The organism is Streptomyces sp. NPDC046866, assembly GCF_040704625.1.
In the GTDB taxonomy this organism is placed as follows: domain Bacteria; phylum Actinomycetota; class Actinomycetes; order Streptomycetales; family Streptomycetaceae; genus Streptomyces.
Map to the genome: position 1 here is coordinate 238,441 of NZ_JBEYXN010000008.1, position 22,696 is coordinate 261,136.

Below are 22,696 nucleotides of genomic sequence, written 5' to 3' on the forward strand. Positions count from 1 at the left end.
TCCGGCTCCTGACACGACCGCGCCTCCGGCGGAAGCGACCGGCGACCACTGCGCCGTGGCGGCCGGCCGGGCGGCGGGCTCCGCCGGCCGGTCCGCCGGCGAGCCGTTCGCTTCCCGGCCGACCGGGCCCACCGACGCGGCAGCCGTTCCGGCGGAGCCGACGGGCGGGGTCTGCGGCCGGATCGGCACCGCAAGCGGCGCGGCATCCCGCGCGGGATTCGTTGCCGCGGCGGCGGCCGCATGCCGCTCAGCGACTGCGGCCCCCGGCACGACCGCCCCTTCGACGGAAGCGCTCGGCGCCCGTCGGGCCGTGGCCACGGGCCCGGCCTCCTCCGCTCCGGCAGGCCGGGCGACGGGATCCGCCGGCGAACCGTTTGCCTCTCCGCCGACCGGGCCTGCCGACACAGAACCCGTGCCGGCGGAGCCGACGGGCGCGGGCGGGGCCGGCACGGCCAACGGCACGGCATCCTGCATGGGATGCGGGGCCACCGCGGCCGCTGGGTGCCGTTCGCCGGCGCGGGAGTCGGGCACGATCGCGCCTTCGGCGGCAACGACCGGCGCCTGCCGGACCGCGGGCACGGGCCCGGCCTCCCCGGCCCCACCAGGCCGGGCGACGGGATCCGCCGACGAGCCGTTCGCCTCCCGGCCGACCGGGCCCGCCGACGCGGAACCCGTACCGGCGGAGCCGACGGGCGGGGTCTGCGGCCGGATCGGCACGGCGAGCGGCGCGGCATCCCGGACGGGATGCGACGCCGGCGCGGCAGCTGCGTGCCGCTCGCCGGCGCCCGGCAGGGGCGTGTGCCCGGCGGCATCCGCTGCCGTCCGGGGCCCGGTGACGGCCTCCCGCTCGGCCGGGGGCGTCGCCGTTCCGGCGGATCCGGGGGGCGCCGCCACCGTCGGCGCGGGGGTGGCCGCGGCCGAAGCGCTGGCCTGCGGGCCGAGCGGGGTGGCACTCCGCGCGAGCGGCTGCGGAGCACCCGCTCCCGCGGAGCCGCAGGCCGGGGGCGCCGCCGCGCGCCCGGCCTGCGGCCGACTGGGGGTGGCGGCGGAGACGGAGGCCGCCGTGGGGCTCCCCGCCGGGAGCCCGCCCGGGGTGGCCGGCACGGTGGCTCCGGCCGGGCAGGCCGCCGGGGTGAGCGGCGCGGGCCGTTCCGGGGGCGGGTACAGGCGGCCCGTGGTGTGGGCCGTCGGAGGGGCCGGCGGCGTCGGCGGGACGTGCCAGGTGCCCGTCGTCGAGGTGGTGCGCGTGGGGTACATCGTTGCCTCCGTCATGCGAACAGCCGCCGCCAGGTCTCCGGGCCCGGGTAGCCGTTCGCCGTGGCACCGCGCCAGCCCTGGGCGCGCTGGAACGCCTCGACGTTGCGGCGGTGGGCCTCGCTCCAGCTGGGGCCCGGACCGGTGGTGTAGTGCTTGCCGAAGCCCTTCTCCACCAGGCGGCGGCCGAGGGCGGTGATGGACGGGTGGGTGGATCCCGGGCGGAACGCCCACGCCCCCGGGTAGGCCGGCGCCGTGGCTGCTGCCGGTCGGCCCGAGGGTCCCGCCTGGCCCGACGGTTCCGCTGGGCCCGCCGTCGCGGACGAGCGCGTGGCGGCCGGGTGGGTCGCGGTGCCGGAGGGCTGCGGGTGTCCCGCGTGGCCCGAGGTTCCGGACGGGCGCGCGTGACCCGGGGCGCCGGACGGGCGCGGGTGCGCCGGGTGCGTTGTGCTGCCCGAGGGGCGCGAGTGCTCCGCGTGGCCCGGTGTGGCGGAGGGAGTGGTGGGGCCCGGGGTGGCCGTCGGGCCGGGGGTGGTCTTCGGGACCGGGCGGCCCGGGTGCGCCGGGGTGCCCTTCGGGCCCGAGGCCGGGTCCACCGTCGGGCGGATGTCCTTGCCCGTGCGTTCGACCAGCAGCCGCCAGGTCTCGGGGCCGGGGATGCCGTCGGCGTCCGCGCCCGTCCAGCCCTGCGCGGTCTGGAACGCCGTGGTCGCCAGCAGGTCGGCGTTGCTCCACTTGGTGCTCACGCCGTTGGGGTAGAACCGCCGGCCGCCCCGGTCGATCAGCATCCTGCCGAGCTGGGCGACGTACTCGTTGTCCGCGCCCGGACCGAACTTGTCCGCCCCGGGGAAGGCGGTGGTCGGCGGGACCACGGGCTTCGGGTCGGTCCCGGTGCCGGTGCCGGTTCCCGTGCCCGGGTCCGGGACGGTCAGCCCGCCCGTCACCCCCAGGTACCGGTACGGCACGTACTTCGAGGCGTTCGTCCAGTACCCGTACGGCGTCGCCGCCCTCCGCGTGTTCGGGCGGGTCTGCTCGTAGGCGGTGTAGTGCGTCTTCGTCTCGTCGACCCAGCCGCCGAAGAGGACGACGTGCGAGCCGTTCGTCTCGTTCTCCGGGTTGTGGAAGAGCAGCATGTCGCCCGGCAGCAGCTCGTCCTTGGTGATCTTGGTGGCGAACTTGTCGAGGCTGCCGGTCCATTCGTTCGAGCCCAGGTTCCAGGCCATCGAGACGTAGCCGGAGCAGTCCTGCCGGTAGCCGTCCGTCCAGTACGAGGACATGCTGTACGGGACCTTCGCGTCCAGCCACAGCTTCGCCCGGTTGATGATCGTCGTCCGGTCGAGCCGCTTCACGGTCGACGGGGAGCCCGGCAAGCCCGCCGGCTTCCCCGGCGCCGGGCGCCCGTGCAGCGGTGCCCGGGTGCCCTGCGGGGTGGCGGGCTCGTCCCCGGCGTCCGCCTCGGGCCCGGACGCCGGACCGCGGCCTGCCGCGGGGTCCGTCGTGGGCCTAGGGTTCGCGGCCGGGGCGTGGCCGCGCCCCTCGCCGGGGCCGCGCCCCTCGCCGTGGCCCTGCCCCTGCCCCTGGCCGTGGCCCTGGCCGTGGCCGCCCTGGCCGTGGCCCACGGGGGCATGGGCCGCGAGGGCGGCCGAACCGCCGCCGCCCAGGACCACGCCGGCCGCGGTGGCCAGGACCAGCGCCCGCCGGGCACCGCGTGCGGCCGGGTGGCCGCCGTCCCGGAGCGGTATGGCCCGCGCACGGGCGAGGGAGCGCCGCCGCTGCACACAGCCGGGGCAGGCGCAGTCGCCCGCGGGCTCGTACTCCTCGAAAACGGGCGTCGGCATCGGCGTCGGCTTCGGCGCCGGCACATGCACCGGGGGCTGCATCGTCATGCGGTTCCGTCCACTCCCCTGCTCGTCCACTTCGTCCACGGATCGGGCGGCCCGAAATCTGCCGGGGTGTCAGATCGGCTCGGCCCAGACATATCGTGCACGATAAACGCCCCAAACATGGGTTAATCGGACAAGGTGGGCGCGGCTGGTCACGAGCACCTCCGGGAGTGGGGTAGAGTTTTCTCTGTCAGCAGGCGCCGCTAGCTCAGTTGGTTAGAGCAGCTGACTCTTAATCAGCGGGTCCGGGGTTCGAGTCCCTGGCGGCGCACCGACAAGAGGAAGCCCCTCGCAGTGAGAACTGCGAGGGGCTTCTTCGTTGTCCGAGGTTTCCGCCGTTCGGCCCCGGCCCGGCGCGTCGCCCGCTGCCGGTCCGCCCGCTCACACCGCCGACGGCCCCGGCGGCAGTCCCGTGCCCGTAGCCGACCCCGACCCCGGCCCCGGTCCCGCCGCCGTGCCCGTCAGGTACGCAGACACCACCACGTTCGCCGTGTACTGCCCGGCCGCCTTGTCGTACGTTCCCCCGCAGGTCACCAGCCGCAGCTCGGCCCGGCCCGGCACCCGGCTGCCGTACGCCCTGTCCGCGTCGAAGCCGGCACGCTCGAGGACCCGTACGTCCTCGACCGTGAACTCGGCGACCCGCCCGTCCGCCCGGACCACCCGCACCCTGACGCCCGGCTTCATGGTGCTCAGGCCGTAGAACACCGCCGGCTTGGAGGCGGTGTCCACGTGCCCGACCAGCAGCGCGGCCCCCTCCTCGCCCGGCTTGGCGCCGCCGCTCCACCAGCCGACGGTGCCGGGGCGGTCGTACGGGGGCGGGTCGAGCGCGCCCTGCGCGTCCAGGCCGCGCGGCATCACCGGGGCCCGGATCCCGAGCGAGGGCACGTCCACCCGTACCGGCTCGGACGGCTCCAGCGGGGCGTGCGCGTCCGGCAGGCCCGGGACCGGCACGGACAGCGCGGACCCGCCCGCCTGCCCGGCCGCATGCGGCTCCGGCACGCCGGTGATCTCGCGGCCCCACAGCCACAGCCCGAGGACCAGCACCGACCAGGCGGCGAAGGTCAGCAGGCGCCCGCCGCCGGAAGGCCGCGACTCCCCCGGGTCCGACACGGCCGGGGCCTCACTCGCCGCTGCGGCGTCGGCGCAGCGCGAGCGCCCGGCCGGCGACCGCCAGGGTGGCCGCGGCCGCGAGGACGGCGCCGATCACCGTGTGCGGCAGGCCGGGGCCGTCGCCGCCGTGGCTCTTCTTCGCCGCGGTGGCCTGGTCCTGCCCCGCGACCCCCGCACCGTTCTGCGCCTGGGCGAGGCGGGCCCGCTCGGCGAGCTCGGCGGCCATGCCGCCGCCGCCCGCGTGGACGGGCTTGCTCGGCGTGCGGTGGGCGTCCGGGTGCTCGTCGCTGCCCTGGCCCTGGTCACGGCTCTCGTCCCGGCTCTCGTCCCGGCTCTCGTTCCGGCTCTCGTCCCGACCCTGGTCGCGGCTTTGGTCGCGGTCCTCGCGCTCCTTGTCGCGCTCCTTGTCGCGGCCCTTCTCCTGCTCCTTCTCGCGCTCCTTGTCCCGGTCGTCTCCCTGGCGGTGGCGGACCACCTCGACGGAGCCGCGCACCTCCTCGCCGTCGCACGACACCCGGATGTCGTGCCGGCCGGGCTCGGCCCGCGAGCTGATCATCGCGTCACCGCCCAGCGTCCGGTCGCCGTCGCGGCCGGAGGACAGGTTGGCGTCCGCGACGAAGACGGCGGACTTGGCGGCCGCCCAGCGGCCGTCGCAGCCGCGGACGTGCAGCTTGACCTGGGCCCCCGGTTCGGCTTGGCGCGGATCGGCCGAGACGCTGCCGCGGGCCTCCTCGGCCGCCAGGGCGGCGGACGGCGCGGACACGGCGGCGAGCGCCGTCAGGGCGACGGCCACACCGCCCGTACGGACGGCGATCAGAGCACTGCGCATGGTGAACCTCCTCTCAAGGAGGTTCACGCGCCGGGTGCCGCTCCGCATCCGGAGCGGCGCGCGCTTGACCCGATCGGATCAGACGAGATCGACCAGGTCAGCGATGGAGTCGACCGTCCTGGTCGGGCGGTACGGGAACTTCTCGGTGTCCTCGACCGTCGTCAGGCCCGTCAGCACGAGGAAGGTCTGCATGCCCGCCTCCAGACCGGCGAGGACGTCGGTGTCCATCCGGTCGCCGATCATCGCGCTGGTCTCGGAGTGGGCCCCGATGGCGTTCAGGCCGGTGCGCATCATCAGCGGGTTGGGCTTTCCGGCGAAGTACGGCTGCTTGCCGGTGGCCTTGGTGATCAGCGCGGCGACGGCGCCCGTGGCGGGCAGCGGGCCCTCGGTGGAGGGGCCGGTCTCGTCGGGGTTGGTGCAGATGAAGCGGGCGCCCGCGTTGATCAGGCGGACCGCCTTCGTCATCGCCTCGAAGCTGTACGTACGGGTCTCGCCCAGGACCACGTAGTCGGGGTCGTGGTCGGTCAGGACGTAGCCGATGTCGTGCAGGGCGGTGGTCAGGCCCGCCTCGCCGATGACGTACGCGGTGCCGCCCGGGCGCTGGTCGTCGAGGAACTTGGCGGTGGCCAGGGCCGAGGTCCAGATGTTCTCGACGGGCACGTCGAGGCCCATGCGGCTGAGGCGGGCCTGCAGGTCCCGCGGGGTGTAGATCGAGTTGTTGGTCAGGACCAGGAAGGGCTTGCCGGACTCGCGCAGCCGCTTGATGAAGGCGTCGGCACCGGGGATCGGGGTGCCCTCGTGGATGAGGACCCCGTCCATGTCGGTGAGCCAGGATTCGATCGGCTTGCGCTCTCCCACGGGACTGTTCTCCGCTCTCGGTGGCCATGTCCTCTGACCTGTGCACTCTGGTCTGTACCACCCTATCGGGGCCGGGCCGTGGGCGCTCCTGCCGTCCACGGCCCGGACGTTCGGACCGTGCGGGCGGGCCGCTCGGGTCAGATGGACGTGGTCCAGCGTCCTCCAACCCGGCGGGGATGCCGGTCTCGTCCACGCCGCCCTGCAGGGCGGGGCGCAGGGTGTCGAACGCGTCGTTGTCGTCCGGGGCGTTGACCGCGATCCCGTCGATGGCACTGTCGGCGGCGACGCCGACGTGGGCGAGCGCGCCCGGCCGCGACGTCGACGCGCTTGAGGTCGCTGCGCACCGAACCGGCGGGGATCCCGGCGCCCTTGGCGATGACGGAGGTGCCGCGCTCCCGGAGGGTGGAGCTGGACGGGGTGGACCGGCTGCGCCATTTCAGCGGCAGCCCCCCGTCCTCGGCCCGCGCCTCGGGCCGCCGGGACATGGGCCCTTGATAATGGCCTGGTGGAAGCGGTGCAGCGGGCGCGGGCAGTGGCCGGCAGGGTTGCTGGCTTCGCAGTCAAGGTCGCGGGGCGGGGGTGCTCATGACGATTCCGGGCGGGCCAGGCGGCCCGCAGGCCGTTCCCCGGCACGCGTCCTTCGTCCTGGTCGCGCTGATCCTGGCCGCGGCGGTCGCGAACTTGAACCTGGCGGTCGCCAACGTGGCGCTGCCCACGATCGGCCGTGCGTTCAACGCCTCCCAGGCAGAGCTCAACCTGATCGCGGTCGGCTACAGCCTGGGTCTGGCGGCGTCGGTGCTGTATCTCGGCGCGCTGGGCGACCGCTACGGCCGCAAGCTCATGCTGCTGGCCGGCTCGGCTCTGTCGCTGCCCTTCTCGTTCCTGGCCGCGTACTCCCCCAACGCCGACGTCCTCATCACCGCCCGGATCCTGGGCGGGGTGGCCGGCGGCATGTGCTACCCGACCACGCTGGCCCTGATCACCGCCTTGTGGAGCGGCGCGGCGCGGACCCGCTCGATCGCTCTGTGGTCCGCCGTCGGCGCGGCCTTCGCCGCCCTGGGGCCGCTGATGGCCGGGATCTTGCTGCGGAACTTCTGGTGGGGGTCGGTCTTCCTGCTCACGGTGCCGATCGCAGTGGCGGCTCTGGTGATGGCCTGGCGCTACGTTCCCGCGCAGGTGAACGAGACCACCGAACCGGTCGACCACCTGGGCGGGGCACTCTCGATCGTGCTGGTGGGGGCGCTCATCCTGGGCATCAACGTGGCCGTCGTGCCGAATTCCGGCACCCTCTTGCTCATCCTCGCCCTCGTCACGCTGGCCGCCCTGGCCGCGTTCGTCGTGCGGCAGCTGCGGGCCGCGAACCCCCTGTACAGCCTGACCGTGGCGGGCCGGCCGACGTTCTGGGTGGCGGCCCTTGCGGGAATCATCGTGTTCGGCTCGCTGATGGGGGCGATGTTCGTCGGCCAGCAGTTCCTGCAGAACGTGCTGGGCTACACCACCCTGACCGCCGGCGCCGCGGTCCTGCCGGCAGCGGTGCTCATGGTGGTCGTCGCCCCCCGATCGGCCAAACTGGTGGAATCCATCGGCTCCCGCAGGACGCTCCTGCTCGGCTACCTCTTCGTGCTCCTGGCCTTCTTGACGATGCTGCTGCTGTGGAAGGACGGCGCACCGTACTGGCCAGTCGCCCTCGGCTACGGCTTCGTCGGCATCGGCGTCGGCTTCGCCCAGACTCCCGCCGCGCACTCACTGACCGGCTCCGTCCCACCCGCCCGCGCCGGCATGGCGTCGGGAACCGCGGACCTGCAACGAGACCTGGGCGGCGCACTCATGCAGTCCGTCTTCGGCGCCCTGCTCACCGCCGGCTACGCCCGGGAGATGACCAAACTCGTCGGCACCTCCGACGAGGCCTCCGCGATCGCCGATTCCACCAAGACGGAGCTGACCAAGTCCTTCTCCAGTGCCGCGGACACCGCCACCCGGTACCCGCAATACGCCTCCCAGATCACCTCGGCAGCCAAAACGGCGTTCCTGCACGGGGACCACTGGGCCTACACCGCAGGCATCCTCGCCACGGCCGTCGGCGCCGCGATCGTCCTCGCCTTCTTCCCCGACAAGACCCACGAAGCCGACCTCCTCCGCCGGTACCACGCCCAGGACACCAGCCACACCCCGCCCCCGGAGGGCGACTGACCGTTTCGGGCTCCGGGGTCGGCCGGGGGGGGACCAGGAGGCGACCGGTCAGCTTCCGGTGGCCGACTTCCACGCGTCCACGGAGGCCGCGAGGTTCAGGCCGAGGAGGAGGCAGCCGGCGGTGGCGCCGGCGGCCGGCCAGACGGTGGTGCCCAGCGCCTCACGGAAGGCCCGGGAGGCGAAGACGGAGGCGTACGACGACAGTGCCCACGGACTGCGCGGCAGACGGGCGGCCCGGGGCGGGGCGGGGGCCGGGGCGGGCGCAGCGGCCGGGGTGGGCGCACCGGCTGTACGTCGCGTGGACGGTTACCGGGTCAAGGCCGACCTGCCCGAGCTGCGCGAGACCCCGGCGCTCGGCGACGAGGTCACCCTGCACTTCGAGCCGCGCGACGCGGTGCTGCTGTCGGCGGGGGAGTCCGATGGCTGAAGCCCCGGCCCCTGCCCCGACGGCGGCCCGGTCAGCGCGTTGGGGCCGGCCCCGAGCCGGGGCCGGTGCGGTCGTACGCACGGGGTCGCCCGCGCGCCCCGCGCGCCCGGCGCGGCCGGCCCCCGGTCCACCTCCAGCGGCCGGCCCGCGAACAGCGCCCCCGCGGCGGCCACCGTCACCGGCAGCAGGTTGGCGTTGCCGACGAAGGAGGCGGTCAACTCGGTGCGCGGCGAGCGGTACAGCTCCTGCGGGGTGCCGCAGTCCTGCAGCCGGGCCCGGTCCATGACGGCGATCCGACCCCCCGGGCCGGATGGCGAGGGCGCGGGCGATCGCCACGCGCTGCTGCTGCCCGCCGGACAGTTCGCGCGGATGCCGCGTGGCGTACGCGGCCATGCCGGTCATCTCCAGGGCTTCGGCGACGCGGCGGGGGATCTCGGCCCGCGGGGTCTTCTGCGTCCGCAGGCCGAGACCACGTGGTCCTCGACCCGCAGGTGCGGGAAGAGCGCGCACTGCTGGACGACTGTACGCGGACGGGGTCCACGGGACGGACGCGGCGTGGGGGGCGGAGGCGTGGGGCGGAGGCGTACGCGGGCGCGGTGTACGGGCGTTGTGTACGGAGGTCAGCGGGACGGGGTGCGCCGGCGCAGCCTGCGGCCGCCCAGCAGCAGGAGCCCGCCGACGGCGACCGCGACTCCCGCGGCCGTCCCGGCCCCGAGCTCGCCGCCGTACGCCCGGCCGGCCTGGCCGGTGTGCGCGAGGGCGCCCGCCCCCACCGCCTCCGCCGCCTCCTCGGGGCCGTCGACCGTGAAGCGGTACCCGCCGCCCTCGCCGATCCAGTCGCCGTCGTCGCCGCGCCGCTGGACGAGGGCGGCATCGGCGACGACCTCGCCGAGGGGGGCGTCGGGGGTGAAGCCCAGGTGCACCCGGACGGTCACCGACCCGCCGGGTCCGACGGCGAAGCCGGGAAAGCTCCCGCCGCCGTCGAAGACGGCGATGATCTCGTCGCGGTCGCTGTGCTCCAGGCTGACGGGACGGGGGGTGCCGCCCGGGGTCGTCTCGAACTCCATCTCCAGGTGCTCGGGCCGCAGCGCCCGCGCCTTGTCGGTCAGGACCACGACGGGGTGGATGGCGGTGCACTCGCTGTCCGTGGTGTTCGTCAGGTCCAGGAACCAGCTCTGCGACCCACCGCCGGTGCGGTAGACGGCCGGGCCGCCGCGGATCCGCGCGCCGATGGGGAACTCGGCGCTCTTGCCGCCGCCGCAGACGGCCAGCGCACGGGACGGGAGGGCGGGAGCGGGCCGGGCACCGCCGCCGGTGCCGATGTCCGCGGTGGCGGTCGGGGCGGCGGCGGCGAGGGCCACCAGGGCGGCGGAGAGGGCAAGGGCTTTGCGCAGTCGCATGGCAGACCTTCGCTTCGCTGCTCGCCGGACGGGCTGACGGTGGAACGGGACGAGGGACCACCACGCCCTCACCGCAGCCTGCCAGGTGCGCACGGCGCCCCGTGCCCGCCCCGCCCCGACACCCCGGGCGGTACCCCTGTTCGGCGCAGGAGCGGGGCGGCTCCGCCGTGCGGCGGCGTCCACGAGGCAGCGGCGGCGAGGCACCGGCGGCAGGACGAAGCGCCCCGCCCCCCACCTCGGCCTTTCGTCCCCGGCCCTCGCCCCGCCCCCCCACCTCGGCCTTTCGTCCCCGCCCCTCGCCCCCGCCCTCGCGTTGCCGCCCCGGCCCCTCACCTCCGCCCGTACACCAGCCCCAGCGCCAGTTCCGCCGCGCCCTCCGCCACGCCCGCCCGCGCCACCGCCACCTCCGGCGGCGGGCCCCCGAGGCTGCGGCTGTGCAGGACGCGGCGGACTCCCGCCGTGAAGACCTCCGGGGCGGCGTCCACCACGCGGCCGCCGAGCCACACCCGGTCCGCGTCCAGCAGGGCGACCACGTTCGCCGCGCCCTCGCCGAGGATCCGGGCCGCCTCGTCCAGGTCCCCGCGGGCCACCGCCGCGAGGCACAGCACCTCCGCGCAGCCGCGTCCCCCGCACTTGCAGGGCGGCCCGTCCAGGCTGAGCACCTGGTGTCCGAACTCCCCCGCCGCGGACCGCTCCCCGCGGTAGACCTCGCCGTCCAGCCGGAGTCCCGCGCCCAAGCCGGTGCCGAGGTGCAGGTACACCGAGGTCCCGGAGCCGGCGCGCCCCGGCCCGCCGGCGGCTGCGGCTCCGGCGTTGGTGTCCTTGTCCAGCAGGACCGGCGGCGCCTGCGGACCCAGTCGCTGCGCGACCGCCTGCCGCAGGGGGAACCCCTCCCACTCCGGATGACCGGTCACCCGGCCCAGGATCCCGGCGCGCGGGTCGAGCGGCCCGGGTGCGGCGACGCCCACGCCGAGCAGCGCCCGCTGCCCGCCCGCGCCGCCGCTGAGCCGGCTCACCGCCCGTACGACCTCCTCCACCACGGCGTCCGGCCCCGCCCCGAAGTCCAGGGGGCCGCGGATGCGGTCCACGACGGTGCCGGCCAGGTCGACCCGTACCGCGCTCAGCTCGTCGCGCTCGGCGTGGACGCCGACCGCGTACCGGGCCTCCGCGGCCAGGCGGAGCAGCGTGCGCGGCTTGCCCCCGGTGGAGGCCCCGCGGCCGGCCTCCGCGACGAGTCCCCCGGCCCGCAGCCGCGCCGTGATCTTCCCGACGGCCTGCGGGGTGAGTCCCGTACGGCCGGCGAGGTCGGCGCGGCCGAGGCCCGCCGGTCCGGCTTCGCGCAGCAGGCCCAGGACGAGCGCGTCGTTGTGCCCGCGCAGGGCCGGCAGATTCACGCCGCTTCCGTTGCTCCAGTCCACCGGCCCATTCTCCACCCTCCTTGCACTTAGGAAACACTGTTGCCAAAGTGGAGGCATGAACGTCCCTGCTTCCGCCTCCGAAGCCGTCTCCCCCCGCTCCCCCCTCCGCGTAGGCGTCGTCGGCTACGGCCTCGCGGGCTCCGTCTTCCACGCGCCGCTGGTCGCCGCGACCGACGGCCTGGTCCTGGACACCGTCGTCACCTCCGATCCCGGCCGCCAGGACCAGGTCCGCGAGGACTACCCGGACGTGCGGATCGCCGCCTCCCCGCAGGAGCTCTGGGACCGCGACCCGGGCCTCGACCTGATCGTCGTCGCCTCCCCCAACCGGACCCACGTCCCGCTCGCCACGGCCGCCCTGGAGGCCGGCATCCCGGTCGTCGTCGACAAACCGCTGGCGGCGACCGCCGCCGAGGCGCGCGGGCTCGCCGACCTCGCCGACCGGACCGGCACCTTCCTGTCGGTGTTCCAGAACCGCCGCTGGGACAACGACTTCCTCACCCTGCGCCGCCTCCTCGCCGACGGCGAGCTGGGGGAGATCCAGCGCTTCGAGTCCCGGTTTGAGCGCTGGCGCCCCCAGCTCAAGGGCGGCTGGCGCGAGTCGGGCGCGCCGGAGGAGATCGGCGGCCTGCTCTACGACCTCGGCAGCCACGTCGTGGACCAGGCGCTGGTGCTGTTCGGCCCGGCCGTACGGGTGTACGCGGAGACCGACGTGCGCCGCCCGGGCGCCGAGACCGACGACGACACCTTCATCGCCGTCACGCACGCGAACGGCATCCGCTCCCACCTCTACGTCAGCGCGACCACCGCCCAGCTCGGCCCCCGCTTCCGCGTGCTCGGCTCGCGGGCCGGCTGGGTGAAGTACGGCCTCGACCCGCAGGAGGCCGCCCTGCGCGAGGGGCACCGGCCGGGCGGCGACGCCCCGTGGGGAGAGGAGCCCGAGCACATGTGGGGCCGGCTGGGCTCGGGCGAGTCCCCGCTGACCGGGGGCGGGACGCCGGTGGCGACGGTGCCGGGCGACTACCCGGCGTACTACGCGGCGGTGGCGGCCGCACTGCGCGAGGGCGGCCCGGCCCCGGTCACGGCGCGGGAGGCGGCGCAGTGCCTGGAGGTGCTGGAGGCCGCGCGGATCTCGTCCCGTGACGGGGTGACGGTGGAGCTGTGACCCGGGGCGCCGGACGCCGGGCTGCGGCCCGTCGGGGTCCGGCCCGTCGGGCTGCGGCCCGCCCGTTTTTCATACAAGTGTTAACAATCGGCGCTTTGCCTCGCACGAACGATCTATCCTTCACAGACTGTCGATCATCAGACGTGTGAAGAATGGACCCGCTGTGAAGCTGCCCAGGATCGCATCGGCCGTCGCCGCGGCCGCGATGGCCCCGGCCGTCCTGCTCGCCTCGCCGGCGTTGGCCGCGCCGGCGGCGGTGGAGCGGCCGGCCGCTCCGACCGTCCCCGACACGGATCCGGCAGGGGGCGGGCAGAGCGCGGACAAGCCGGCGGAGGACCCGCAGGCCGCGAAGGACCTGGCCGCCATCCAGGCCATCCTGGCGGACCCCGCGAGCGGACCGGGCGTGCGCGAGGCGGCGGAGAAGGCCCTGAAGGGAACGGCCGCGGACATGCGGACGTTCCTGGAGGTCGAGTGGGCCAAGCAGCAGTTCGAGGACGACCTGGTGCGGGTCGCGCAGATCGAGGCGGCCGGCGGCCCCGCCGTGAAGCGGGCCGCCGCGGCCGCCCTGCAGGCGGGCACCAGGGAGGCCGTCACCGCCTTCCTCAAGGAGGGGCAGCACGCGGCCCGCTTCGAGGACGACAAGGTCGAGTTGGCGCGCATGCTGCCCGGCGCCGGCAAGGGCATCACCGAGGCGGTCAACAAGCTGCTGGACGGCGGAACGCGCGAACAGGTGCGCGAGTTCGTCCAGACCGGGCAGCACAAGGTGCGCGCCGAGGACGACAGGGTCCTGCTGCTGGGCCTGCTGAAGGACGCCGGGCCGGGCCTGAAGGACGGGATCGTCAAGCTCCTGGAGAAGAACCCGACGCCCGAGGAACTGCGCACCTTCGTGACGAAGACGCAGCACGAGCTGCGCGACGGCGACAACACCGCCTTGATCCGGGCGATGCTCAAGGATGCCGGCCCGGAGCTGAAGAAGGCCGCGACCGCCGCGCTGGCCGGTACTCCGGCGGACCGCGCCGAGTTCCTGAAGACCGGGCAGCACACCGCCCGGGACAAGGACCGGGCCGCGGAGGGCGGCAAGGACGGGTCCGGCGGCAAGGACGCCGACAAGAACGCCTCGGCGAAGCCCTCCCCGCAGGCCGGAACGGGATCCGGCTCGGGCTCGGGCGGCGGCTCCGCGAAGGCGGCCCCCGCGGGCGGGTCCGGCCCGCTGGCCAGCACCGGCGCGAACGCGGGGGTCGCGGTGACGGCCGGGGCGGGCGCGGCGGCGCTGGGCGCGGGCGCCGGGCTGCTCTACGCCGGGCGCCGACGCCGTGCGGCGGCGCGGGGCTGACGCCTCGAAGCGGCGCGGGGCCGACGCCTGGCAGCGGCGCGCGGCCGACGCCCGGCAGCGTGGCGGGGCCGACGCCCGGCAGCGGCGCGGGGCCGCGCCCGGCAGCGGTGCGGGGCCGCGCCTGCCGGATGCGGCAGGCACGACCCCACCCCTTCCGTTCCCTCCCTACGGAGCGAGAAGGGCTGCGCAGAGCGCGAAGGGGACGGCGCAGGCGTTGCCCCTACGCGTTCTTGAACTCCTGCCGCTGCCGGCCCAGCCGCTCGATCTCCACCTCCACGACGTCCCCGGCCCGCAGGTACGGCTTCGGCTCCGGCTGGCCCATGGCCACGCCGGCCGGGGTGCCGGTGACGATGACGTCGCCCGGGTGGAGCGTCATGAACTGGCTCAGGTACCGCACGACCTCGCCGACCGGGAAGATCTGGTCCGAGGTGTTGCCGTCCTGCCTGAGCTCTCCGTTGACCCACAGCTTGACGTCCAGGACCTGCGGGTCCGGGATCTCGTCGGCCGTCACGAGCCACGGGCCCAGCGGGGTGAACGTCTCGCAGTTCTTGCCCTTGTCCCAGGTGCCGCCGCGCTCGATCTGGAACTCGCGCTCGGAGACGTCGTTGACTAGTGTGTAGCCGCCGACGTGGGCGAGGCCCTCTTCGGCGGAGGACAGGTAGCGGGCCGTGCTGCCGATGACGACGCCCAGCTCGGCCTCCCAGTCCGTCTTGACGCTGCCGCGCGGAATCAGGACGGTGTCGTCCGGGCCGACCACGGTGTCGGCGGCCTTGAGGAACAGGATCGGCTCGGCCGGCGGCTCGGCGCCGATCTCGGCGGCGTGGCCGAAGTAGTTCAGGCCGATGCCCACGATCTTGCCGATGCGGCCGATCGGCGCGCCGATCCGCAGGCCCTCGGCGTCGAGCGCCGGAAGCTCCCCGGATGCCGCCGCGTCCCGTACCCGGGACAGCACGGAGTCGTCGGCGAGCAGGGCGCCGTCCACATCCGTGATCAGGCCGGACAGGTCGCGCAGGGTCCCGTCCTGGTCGAGCAGCGCGGGGTGCTCGCCGCCGGCCGGTCCGACACGCAGCAGTTTCATGGGCTTCTCCCGTGGTCGAGGGTGGTCGGCCCACGGGCATGCCCCGGGCCGGACGATGGGTTGCGGCCATCGGAGGATTGGCTGATCCTCCAAGATGCCCGGTCCATCCGCAAGACCCTGTTCACAGGCTGGAACGCTCGCGTCCGCCGGCCGCCCCCGCGCCCTCCTCGGCCCGCCGCTCGGCCCGCTGCTCGGCCTGCTCCTTGCGGTGCTGCAGCCAGGCCCGCTCGGCGACGGACCAGGCGGTGGTGGTCACCAGGTAGAGCCCCGCGGCGAGCGGCACCACGGCGGCCGTGACCAGCGTCCCGAAGGACAGCAGCGGCAGTACGCCGCCGACCTTGCGCATCACCTCCTGCTGCTCGGCAGTCAGCGCGGCGGCAGGGGAGCCGGTACGCGCGCCTGCGGCGGCCGCAGCACGGGCCGGGGCAGCGCCGGGAGCGGCTTTCGCAGCCGCCGTCGCCGCCTCGGCGGCCGCGGCGGCGGCCCGCCGCCCGCGCACCGCACTCCAGGCCGCGACACCGGCGATGGCGGCGAACAGCCCGAGGAACACCAAGCCCTGCGCCCCGAAGACACCCCCGGCCCCGAGGGCATCGGCCCAGCGGGAGCCCAGCGGCGCCCCGAGCAGGCGGTGGTCCAGCAGCTCACCGGCGGAGGTGAAGGCCCGGTACATGAGGAAGAACACCGGCAGCTGGAGCAGCACGGGCAGGCAGCCGGCCACCGGGGTGGCGCCCTTGAACGCCGCACGGTTCAGCGGGTGCAGGGCGAGCCGTACGAGCACGGTGAACAGCACGATCGCGGCAGCGGTCGCGGACTCGGCCAGCACCGGCTCCAGGAACCGGCCCAGCTCAACAACAAGACGGGTGAAAACGGACACGCGGGCCCTCCGAGGGGTCTCGTCGAACGTCGAAAGAAAGGCACTTCGGCGATGCGACGACCCGCGAGGGGCACGACAGCGGCCTCGAGGTGGGAAGAACGGCTCGAGGTGTTGAGGAACGAAAGGGCAAAGAGCTGCGCGCCCCTACGCGGCCGTCGGGACGAGACGGCCGGGCGCCCTCGGCCGCGACCGGCCGGAGGCATCGGGATCACGCTGCGGCAGGAACGCCGTGCGCTGCTCGCGATCACGGATCGCGGTGCGTATGCGGTGCGGCGGCACGGGCCGTACCAGGCATGCGGCCAGGGCCGCAGCGCCCACGGCCACGACGGCGGCGAACGCGGCGAGGGCCATCACGACGGCAGCCGGACCGCTCTCCCCGAGGAACAGCCCGAGCAGGCCGAGCAGGCCCCCGAGCAGCAGCAGCGGGGCGAGCCGAGCGGCAGCAGAGGACACCGGCGAGAACCGCCCGAGCATCCGAACCACCCCTTCCCCCCGCGCCAAGATCATCAACCGGTATCGATCCTAACCGACCGCACTGACAACGGAGTCGGGGTCGCGCAGAGTTCCCCAGACCACCAGCCGGTACGTGGAGGTGTACTCCGGAGTGCAGGTGGTGAGCGTGATGTACGCGCCGGGCTCGCTGTACCCGTACTCCGGCCGCACCGTGCTCCGCGGCACCGGCGCGAGCACCCCCGTGTCCCGCTCGCCCGTCTGCGGCAGCGTCCGGCCGACGACGTACGTGAACCGCCGCCCCCGGACGTCGACGATCAGCTCGTCCCCGGCCCGCAGCCGGTTGATGTACCGGAACGGCTCCCCGTGGGTGTTGCGGTGCCCGGCGAGCGCGAAGTTCCCCGCCGCCCCGGGCTGGGCGGTCCCGGGATAGTGCCCGGCGTACCCCTTGTCGAGGACGGCCCGCCTGTCGACCCCCTGGGCGATCGGGACCACGACCCCGAGCCGCGGGATCCGCAGCACCCCGTACGCACCGGAAGCCCCGGAAGGCCGGGACGAAGGGGCCGAATCCCCGCCGCCGGCGGCGGGCGGGCCCCCGGACGCAGCAGCACGGGAACCCGAGGAACCGGAGTCCGGCTCGACGGGGGAAGCGGAAGGAAAAGAGGAAGGGAAGGAAGAAGAGGACGAGGAAGAGGAAGAACCGGAGGACCCGGCTCGCCACTCCCCCTCCAACGCGGCGACCTGCCGGTGGGCGGAGGCCAGGGCCTGCCGGTTGGTCCACCACACCTGGTGCACCACCAGCAGCAACACCACCACACCCCCCGTGACGGCCAGTTCGGCGGCGGACCACAGCAGGCCCGCGAGACCGGCGCGGCGCGCGCCCCGGCCGCCGCCCTGCACCACCACACGCATGTGATCCCGCACGGGGCGCACCTTAAGACCTCCCCCGCCGACAGACCAGCGGCAGTACGGTGTGAACCATGCGCCCCGACACGCCTGCCGAGCACATCGCCGAAGCCGAGCGCCTGATCCGCACGGCGACCCGCTACCCCGAGGACCAGGAGCCCCTGCTGCTCCAGGCCGCGGCCCATCTCGAGCTGGCCGACGCCCGGGAACGCGCCAGCGCCCTGTACGACCAGCTGCTGGCCGGCGAACCGGCCGACCCGCACCTGATCAAGGCGCTGCAGGCGGCGAACCTGTGGGAGTACGGCCACGAGCCCGAGGCCTGGGCCCTCATCCAGGGCATCCGCGCCGCGGCCCCGTCGGACCCGGCGCCGTGGGAGGTGATCGCGGAGGCCCTGGAGGCCCACGACGAGCTGACCGCGTCGGAGGAGTGCTTCACCCAGGCGGCCACCCTCCTGATCACGGAGCAGGATCCCCTCACCCCGGCCACGACGGCCCTCCTGACCGGCCGGCACCGGGTGCGCCGCCTCCTCGGGCTCGCGCACGACGACTGGGACATGGTGGCCGACACCCGCCACACCGGCCCGATCCCGCTGGACGAGCTGCACGACCCCAAGCGCATCTGGGCCCTCGGCTCCGACGACCCGGCCGAGCTCCGCGCCGAGATCGCCCGCCTGCGCGCGGAGCTGGGCGACCGCCGCGCGGCCCTGTCCCGCCCGTTCCCGGTGGCGCTCCTGCACTGGCCGCAGCGGGAGCTGGCGGAGCTCCTGACCAGCTACCCGACGCTGGCGGCGGAATACCCCTCGCACGAGGCGCACCTCACCCAGATCGAGACGTCCCTGCGCGCCCTGGCCGCCTCGGGCACGACGAACCTGGGCATCGTCACGGCGAGCGTCCCGTCGTACGAGGCCTTCGCGGCCTCGGAGAAGACCTCCCCGGCCTCCCCGTCCCTCCTCCCGGAGTACGCCACCACCCTGGCGGCCCGCGGCAAGGCCACCCCCTGGCCCCCGCCCCCGAACGCCCCCTGCTGGTGCACCTCAACCAAGCCCTACGCCGAATGCCACGGCGCCTGATGGTCCGATGATCCGACCGGCACCCATCTGATCCCGTCTCTCCCCTGCCCAGCGCCAGGCCATGAGCCCAACTGCTCATGGCCTGGAGAGGGACTGACATCAAGGCAGGCGACGACCCGCGGAGGTTCACCGCCGTTCTCCGGCTGTCAAACGAGCTCGTCTTGCAAAGCGTTCATCTCGGCAGGGTCCGGGGTGCGTCGCTCCGCAACGGCCGCCCTGACTCGCTCCGCCGCCTCCGCGGGGTCCTCGTGTTCCCAGATCCGTACGACGGCCCACCCGGCGGCGGCGAGACGGGCGTCCGTGTCGAGGTCCCGGTTCCGGTTTCCTTCGATCTTCGTCCGCCAGAAGTCGGCGTTGTTCCGGGGCCATGTCGCGTGTTCGGGGCAGCCATGCCAGAAGCAGCCGTCGACGAAGACAGCCACACGGGCAGGACCAAAGACGATGTCCGCCTCCCGTCGAACCCCCTTCACCGGCCGCCGGTGGATCCGGTACCGCAGGCCCGAGGCATGCAGCAGCCTGCGCAGGGCCACCTCGACCCCCGTGTTGCGGCTCTTCTGGCGGCTCATGCGTCGGCGTACCCCGGCCGTCGTCTCGAGTCTCTCCACACCTCCATTGTCGACGGTGGAAACCGCTCGCTCACCACCCGAAGGGGAAGGCGAGCTGTTGGTGGCCGCGGGCTGTGGCTTTGGGTGGGGTGGGGCGGGTGGTGGTGAGGGTGAGGAGGGTGCGCAGGGCCGTCAGGACTTCCTTCGGGGTGTCGCGGATCATGGACGGGGTCGCGCTGACCACCAGGATGCCGTGGGCTTCCAGGCGCAGGCGGCGGCGGAGGGTGGCCTGCCAGGCGTCGCGGGTGTAGTGGTACTCCGCCGAGTCGATCTCCAGGGCCACGCCCTCGTCGGGCCAGTACGCGTCCGGGCTGGCCAGGAACGTGCCGTCCGGGGTGTACAGGCGGGCGTTCCACAGCGGGGTCGGGAGGTCGCCGGCCGCGGTGAGGGCGTCGCGGGCCCGGCCCTCCGCCGGGGAGCGCACGCCGGCCAGGAGTTCCGCCGCCGCGGTGCGGACCGCCGGGCGGCGCAGGAGGCGGGCGTCGCGGAGCTCGGCGTGCAGGTCCTGCGGGTGGCACCAGCCGGACTGGACGACCTGGGCCAGCATCGCCCGGACCCGCTGCGGGTCCTCGGCCCGGGCCGCGAAGTCGGCGGCCGCGCGGACCGGGCGGGTGCTCGGGATCCCGGCGACCGTGATGGTCTGCGGCCAGCGCGCGGTGGCCAGGGGGCGGACCCCGGGGGTGGCGGACAGCCTCCGGGGGGACCGGATCAGGACGTCGGCCGGGGTGCGCGGGGCGTCGCGGATGCCGAGGAGGGCCAGGGCGGCGGCGCCGGTGAGGGCCGCGCTCTCGCCCGAGAGCGGGTCGGCGGCCGGCTCGGCGGCGTACAGGACGGCGGCCAGGGCGCGTTGGCGGTGGTCCGGGGGGCCCGTCTGGAGGAGGTAGACGCGGGGCAGCAGCCGCTGCCAGGGGCCGCCGGGCCGGGCCCGGGAGCTGATGGTGGCGTCCGGGATGCCGGCCGCGGTGAGCTGCCGGCGGGTGGCCAGGTTCAGCTGCCGGCGGGTGGCCAAGTTCGGCTGCCTGCGGGCCGGGTGCTTCGCCGGAGGCGTCGTGGGCGGGGGTGTCGTCGGCGCGATCATGCCGCGGGTATGCCCGGGACCGGTCCTTCGGATGCCGGACGTCCGACTGCCGCGTGCGGCCGTCCGTCAGGGCCCGGACGGGTGCGTGGGGGCCAGGAAGACCGCCACCGCCGTGCGGGTGCCCGGCAGGGGGGTCACCTCGCGCCAGCCCAGCCGGCGGTACGTGGCCACCGTGGCCGTCGCCAGGCGGGAGGTCAGGAGCCAGGCGCGGCCGTCGGGGGCGTCTGCGGTGATCTCCGTCAGCAGGGCCCGGCCGGTGCCGCGGCCGCGCGCGTGCGGGCGTACGGCGAGCTCGTCCACCTCCAGCGCGCCCGTCAGGAGCTCCCGGACCCGCTGCGGGCCGAGCTGTGCGGCGACGTGGGCGTAGCCGCGGTCCGCGGGGAAGGCGGCGGGGGTGAGCCAGCCGGTGGCGAAGCCGTCGATGCCGGCCGCCGACTGGACGAGGGCGGTACGGAAGCCGCGGCGCCGGGTGTCGGCCTGGAGCCGGACCCCGAAGCGGCGAATGGTTTCTTCGTCCTCGTTCCACGGCGGGGCCGAGAACACCTCGGCGTAGGCGTCGAGCAGTTCGTCCGCGAGGTCGAGGACGGTGTCTCCGTAGCAGATCATGGGTCCGCCCCTCTGAATCCTGAGGTTCCGTGCGGGCACGCGCAATCTATGCCCGGGGCACCCCCTTCGGCGCGTATCGCACGGATCCGGCGAGTGTGCGACAAATCCCCCCACCGCACTCCGTGTCGGGAGGCCGTCCGCCGCGTTGAGCAGCCCGTGGACAGACTGCTTCGGATGGCCGGCCGGTGCGCCCTCGCCTTCCTGCTCGTCCTGGGCGCGGTGGCCCTGCTGCCGCGCGCCGTGCAGGACGCCGTACCGGACGCCGCGATCGGCGGAGCCGTGCTCGTGCTCGCGGCAGTGGGCGCCCACCGGGTGGCCAAGCGGCCCCGTTAGGGTGCATGTGGGTCAATACGTACGACAGACGAGGGAGTTGGCATGGTGCGAGTACCGAGTTCCGCAGTGGCGGCCGCCGGGCTGGTCGGCGGTTACGCCGTCGCCCGCTGGACCAGGAAGCGCCCCCTGGGCGGTGTCGTGCTCGGCGCCGCCGGGCTCGCGGCCGGGCGCGAGTGGCACCGCAGCGGCGGCGCCCCCGCGGCCGCCGGGCTCGGCGCGCTGTACCTGGCCGGGTTCGCGGGCGCCCACCCGCTGGCCAAGAAGGTCGGGGCCTGGCCGGCCGTCCTCGGGGCCGCGGCCGTCGTGGCCGCCGCCTCCTGGGCCGTCGCCGACCGCGGCTGACGGCCCTTCCCCCGGGTCGGCTACGCGCCGAACGCCCGGGACACCGCGTAGATGAGCAGGCCCGCCAGGGCGCCGACCACCGTGCCGTTGATCCGGATGAACTGAAGGTCCCGACCGATGTGGGCCTCGATCTTCCGGGACGTGTGCTCGGCGTCCCACCCGGCCACCGTCTCGGTGATCAGCGAGGTGATCTCGGCGCGGTACGTGGTGACCACGTAGACCACCGCGCCCTCCAGCCAGCCCTCCACCTTGTCCTGGAGCCGGCCGTCCGTGGACAGCCGCCGCCCCAGCGACAGCAGCGAGGACCGCACCCGCAGCCGCAGCTCGCTGCGCTCGTCCTCCGCCGCAGAGATGATCATCGACCGGATCGCGGTCCAGGCGGAGGCGATCACGTCCTGGATCTCCTCGCGCTCCAGTATCTCGGCCTTCAGCCGCTCCACCCGGCCCCGCGTGTCGCCGTCCGACTGCAGGTCGGCCGCGAAGTCCGCCAGGAACCGGTCCACCGCCCCGCGCGCCGGGTGCTCGGGCATGTCCCGCATCTCGGTCAGGAAGCGGAGCAGCTCCTTGTACACGCGCTCGCCGACCTTGCGGTCCACGAAGCGCGGGGTCCAGCCGGGCGCACCGCCCTGCACGGCGTCCATCACCGAGTCCCCGTGCGTCACCAGCCAGTCGCGCGCCTTGGCGCACACCAGGTCGACGACCCTGCGGTGCCCGCCGTCGGCGACGACCCGCTCCAGCGTCTTGCCGATGCCCGGCGCGATCTCGGCCGTCTCCGCCCGCCGGGTGATGGCCTCCCCCACCACCGCCTGCACGTCGGCGTCCCGCAGTACGGCCAGCGCCCCGCGCAGTGCGGTGACGAGCTCGGCCGTGACCCGGTCCGCGTGCGCGGGATCGGCCAGCCAGGCGCCCAGCCGGCCACCGATCCCGAGGGCGTCCAGCCGGGCCCGGACCACGTCCGCGGAGAGGAAGTTCTCCCCGACGAACTCCCCGAGGGAGACACCCAGCTGGTCCTTCTTGGTCGGGATGATCGCGGTGTGCGGGATCGGCAGGCCCAGCGGCCGCCGGAACAGCGCGGTGACCGCGAACCAGTCCGCGAGCGCACCGACCATGCCCGCCTCGGCGGCAGCGCGCACGTAGCCGGTCCAGCCGCCGGCCCCCGCACCCTCCGCCCACGTGGCCACCGCGTACACCACGGCGACCATCAGCAGCAGGCCCGTGGCGGTGGTCTTCATCCGGCGCACGCCCTGCCGGCGCTCCTCGTCCGCCGCGCTGAACACGAAGCCGCCGCGCCCGGGCGGGGGAGCTCCGCCCCGGGCGGGGCCGGTGCCTGCGGCCGTGCCGGTGCCTGCGGCCGTGCCGGGCCCTCCGGCGGTGGTGCGGTCGTCCACGTGCTCCTGCCTTCCCCCGGGCGCCGGTTTTGTCTGCATAGCATCCGACTCCCCGCAGCCCCGGAGAGTTCCCGGCGCGCCGTCCCGGTCCTGCGGGCACCC

The 22,696-nt window shown here is 75.1% G+C and carries 20 protein-coding genes, 1 tRNA gene and 2 pseudogenes; 8 read left to right on the forward strand and 15 right to left on the reverse strand.

The annotated features are described in order from the left end of the window. Positions 1 to 1,268: 1,268 nt before the first annotated feature. Entirely contained in the window at positions 1,269 to 3,092 is a 1,824-nt protein-coding gene (locus AB0953_RS15370; protein ID WP_366859985.1) for a peptidoglycan-binding protein, read from the reverse strand. Positions 3,093 to 3,334: 242 nt separating this feature from the next. On the opposite strand from AB0953_RS15370, the gene AB0953_RS15375 reads away from it, so the two are divergent. Continuing rightward, positions 3,335 to 3,408 (forward strand) — tRNA-Lys (locus AB0953_RS15375). Between the two features lie 110 nt (positions 3,409 to 3,518). Here the strand turns inward: AB0953_RS15375 and AB0953_RS15380 are convergent. The 3 genes from AB0953_RS15380 to AB0953_RS15390 form a co-directional block, all read right to left on the reverse strand. Next, entirely contained in the window at positions 3,519 to 4,247 is a 729-nt protein-coding gene (locus AB0953_RS15380) for a class F sortase (protein ID WP_366859937.1), read from the reverse strand. Between the two features lie 10 nt (positions 4,248 to 4,257). Next, the gene (locus tag AB0953_RS15385; protein WP_366859938.1) at positions 4,258 to 5,076 is read right to left on the reverse strand and encodes a hypothetical protein; all 819 of its coding nucleotides are present in this window, start codon (positions 5,074 to 5,076) and stop codon (positions 4,258 to 4,260) included. Between the two features lie 78 nt (positions 5,077 to 5,154). Then, on the reverse strand, positions 5,155 to 5,934 hold the full coding sequence (locus AB0953_RS15390; protein ID WP_366859939.1) for an HAD-IIA family hydrolase: 780 nt from the start codon (positions 5,932 to 5,934) through the stop codon (positions 5,155 to 5,157). A 585-nt stretch (positions 5,935 to 6,519) separates the two neighbouring features. Here AB0953_RS15390 and AB0953_RS15395 point away from each other — a divergent pair. Next, the gene (locus tag AB0953_RS15395; protein ID WP_366859940.1) at positions 6,520 to 8,124 is read left to right on the forward strand and encodes an MFS transporter; all 1,605 of its coding nucleotides are present in this window, start codon (positions 6,520 to 6,522) and stop codon (positions 8,122 to 8,124) included. Positions 8,125 to 8,405: 281 nt separating this feature from the next. Continuing rightward, positions 8,406 to 8,551 (forward strand): annotated as a pseudogene (locus AB0953_RS15400) (2-aminoethylphosphonate ABC transport system ATP-binding subunit PhnT); the annotation flags it as partial. 26 nt (positions 8,552 to 8,577) lie between these two features. Here AB0953_RS15400 and AB0953_RS15405 read toward each other — a convergent pair. The 3 genes and pseudogenes from AB0953_RS15405 to AB0953_RS15415 form a co-directional block, all read right to left on the reverse strand. After that, positions 8,578 to 9,072: pseudogene (locus AB0953_RS15405) on the reverse strand (ATP-binding cassette domain-containing protein); the annotation flags it as partial. Between the two features lie 99 nt (positions 9,073 to 9,171). After that, complete coding sequence (locus AB0953_RS15410; RefSeq protein WP_366859941.1) at positions 9,172 to 9,951, reverse strand: hypothetical protein; 780 nt, start codon at positions 9,949 to 9,951, stop codon at positions 9,172 to 9,174. A 329-nt stretch (positions 9,952 to 10,280) separates the two neighbouring features. Beyond that, positions 10,281 to 11,369, reverse strand: coding sequence for an ROK family transcriptional regulator (locus AB0953_RS15415; RefSeq protein WP_366859942.1), 1,089 nt, complete (start codon positions 11,367 to 11,369; stop codon positions 10,281 to 10,283). Between the two features lie 55 nt (positions 11,370 to 11,424). Between AB0953_RS15415 and AB0953_RS15420 the strand changes: the two genes are divergently transcribed. Both AB0953_RS15420 and AB0953_RS15425 read left to right on the forward strand, forming a co-directional pair. After that, positions 11,425 to 12,531 (forward strand): Gfo/Idh/MocA family oxidoreductase, encoded by a 1,107-nt coding sequence (locus tag AB0953_RS15420; RefSeq protein WP_366859943.1) that lies wholly within the window; start codon positions 11,425 to 11,427, stop codon positions 12,529 to 12,531. 145 nt (positions 12,532 to 12,676) lie between these two features. Continuing rightward, the gene (locus AB0953_RS15425; protein WP_366859944.1) at positions 12,677 to 13,864 is read left to right on the forward strand and encodes an ALF repeat-containing protein; all 1,188 of its coding nucleotides are present in this window, start codon (positions 12,677 to 12,679) and stop codon (positions 13,862 to 13,864) included. A gap of 220 nt (positions 13,865 to 14,084) precedes the next feature. Here the strand turns inward: AB0953_RS15425 and AB0953_RS15430 are convergent, their stop codons facing one another. The 4 genes from AB0953_RS15430 to AB0953_RS15445 all read right to left on the reverse strand — a co-directional run bounded on the left by AB0953_RS15430 (position 14,085) and on the right by AB0953_RS15445 (position 17,190). Beyond that, positions 14,085 to 14,942, reverse strand: a complete 858-nt coding sequence (locus AB0953_RS15430) for a fumarylacetoacetate hydrolase family protein (RefSeq protein ID WP_366859945.1) — start codon at positions 14,940 to 14,942, stop codon at positions 14,085 to 14,087. A gap of 121 nt (positions 14,943 to 15,063) precedes the next feature. After that, positions 15,064 to 15,816, reverse strand: a complete 753-nt coding sequence (locus AB0953_RS15435) for a YidC/Oxa1 family membrane protein insertase (protein WP_366859946.1) — start codon at positions 15,814 to 15,816, stop codon at positions 15,064 to 15,066. A 144-nt stretch (positions 15,817 to 15,960) separates the two neighbouring features. Next, the gene (locus tag AB0953_RS15440) at positions 15,961 to 16,290 is read right to left on the reverse strand and encodes a DUF6412 domain-containing protein (RefSeq protein WP_366859947.1); all 330 of its coding nucleotides are present in this window, start codon (positions 16,288 to 16,290) and stop codon (positions 15,961 to 15,963) included. Positions 16,291 to 16,338: 48 nt separating this feature from the next. Continuing rightward, on the reverse strand, positions 16,339 to 17,190 hold the full coding sequence (locus AB0953_RS15445) for a class E sortase (protein WP_366859948.1): 852 nt from the start codon (positions 17,188 to 17,190) through the stop codon (positions 16,339 to 16,341). A gap of 56 nt (positions 17,191 to 17,246) precedes the next feature. Here AB0953_RS15445 and AB0953_RS15450 point away from each other — a divergent pair, with 56 nt between their 5' ends. Beyond that, the gene (locus tag AB0953_RS15450; RefSeq protein WP_366859949.1) at positions 17,247 to 18,242 is read left to right on the forward strand and encodes an SEC-C metal-binding domain-containing protein; all 996 of its coding nucleotides are present in this window, start codon (positions 17,247 to 17,249) and stop codon (positions 18,240 to 18,242) included. A 146-nt stretch (positions 18,243 to 18,388) separates the two neighbouring features. Here the strand turns inward: AB0953_RS15450 and AB0953_RS15455 are convergent, their stop codons facing one another. The 3 genes from AB0953_RS15455 to AB0953_RS15465 form a co-directional block, all read right to left on the reverse strand. After that, complete coding sequence (locus tag AB0953_RS15455; RefSeq protein WP_366859950.1) at positions 18,389 to 18,847, reverse strand: very short patch repair endonuclease; 459 nt, start codon at positions 18,845 to 18,847, stop codon at positions 18,389 to 18,391. A gap of 31 nt (positions 18,848 to 18,878) precedes the next feature. Next, a complete protein-coding gene (locus AB0953_RS15460) occupies positions 18,879 to 19,925 on the reverse strand; it encodes a hypothetical protein (RefSeq protein ID WP_366859951.1) in 1,047 nt (348 codons plus the stop codon). 66 nt (positions 19,926 to 19,991) lie between these two features. Beyond that, positions 19,992 to 20,531, reverse strand: coding sequence for a GNAT family N-acetyltransferase (locus AB0953_RS15465; protein ID WP_366859952.1), 540 nt, complete (start codon positions 20,529 to 20,531; stop codon positions 19,992 to 19,994). A 156-nt stretch (positions 20,532 to 20,687) separates the two neighbouring features. Here AB0953_RS15465 and AB0953_RS15470 point away from each other — a divergent pair, with 156 nt between their 5' ends. Together AB0953_RS15470 and AB0953_RS15475 are read left to right on the forward strand one after the other, a co-directional pair. Next, entirely contained in the window at positions 20,688 to 20,864 is a 177-nt protein-coding gene (locus AB0953_RS15470) for a hypothetical protein (protein ID WP_366859953.1), read from the forward strand. 42 nt (positions 20,865 to 20,906) lie between these two features. Beyond that, a complete protein-coding gene (locus AB0953_RS15475) occupies positions 20,907 to 21,206 on the forward strand; it encodes a hypothetical protein (RefSeq protein WP_366859954.1) in 300 nt (99 codons plus the stop codon). Positions 21,207 to 21,226: 20 nt separating this feature from the next. On the opposite strand, the gene AB0953_RS15480 is transcribed toward AB0953_RS15475, so the two are convergent. Then, positions 21,227 to 22,594: a DUF445 domain-containing protein gene (locus AB0953_RS15480; protein WP_366859955.1), complete on the reverse strand. Its 1,368-nt coding sequence runs from the start codon at positions 22,592 to 22,594 to the stop codon at positions 21,227 to 21,229. Positions 22,595 to 22,696 lie beyond the last annotated feature (102 nt).

Coding starts and splice junctions, on each gene's coding strand:
- AB0953_RS15450 (WP_366859949.1), top strand. CDS start 17,247: ATGCGCCCCGACACGCCTGCCGAGCACATCGCCGAAGCCGAGCGCCTG.
- AB0953_RS15410 (WP_366859941.1), bottom strand. CDS start 9,951: ATGCGACTGCGCAAAGCCCTTGCCCTCTCCGCCGCCCTGGTGGCCCTC.
- AB0953_RS15395 (WP_366859940.1), top strand. CDS start 6,520: ATGACGATTCCGGGCGGGCCAGGCGGCCCGCAGGCCGTTCCCCGGCAC.
- AB0953_RS15460 (WP_366859951.1), bottom strand. CDS start 19,925: ATGATCGCGCCGACGACACCCCCGCCCACGACGCCTCCGGCGAAGCAC.
- AB0953_RS15475 (WP_366859954.1), top strand. CDS start 20,907: ATGGTGCGAGTACCGAGTTCCGCAGTGGCGGCCGCCGGGCTGGTCGGC.
- AB0953_RS15420 (WP_366859943.1), top strand. CDS start 11,425: ATGAACGTCCCTGCTTCCGCCTCCGAAGCCGTCTCCCCCCGCTCCCCC.
- AB0953_RS15465 (WP_366859952.1), bottom strand. CDS start 20,531: ATGATCTGCTACGGAGACACCGTCCTCGACCTCGCGGACGAACTGCTC.
- AB0953_RS15385 (WP_366859938.1), bottom strand. CDS start 5,076: ATGCGCAGTGCTCTGATCGCCGTCCGTACGGGCGGTGTGGCCGTCGCC.
- AB0953_RS15370 (WP_366859985.1), bottom strand. CDS start 3,092: ATGCCGACGCCCGTTTTCGAGGAGTACGAGCCCGCGGGCGACTGCGCC.
- AB0953_RS15430 (WP_366859945.1), bottom strand. CDS start 14,942: ATGAAACTGCTGCGTGTCGGACCGGCCGGCGGCGAGCACCCCGCGCTG.
- AB0953_RS15440 (WP_366859947.1), bottom strand. CDS start 16,290: ATGCTCGGGCGGTTCTCGCCGGTGTCCTCTGCTGCCGCTCGGCTCGCC.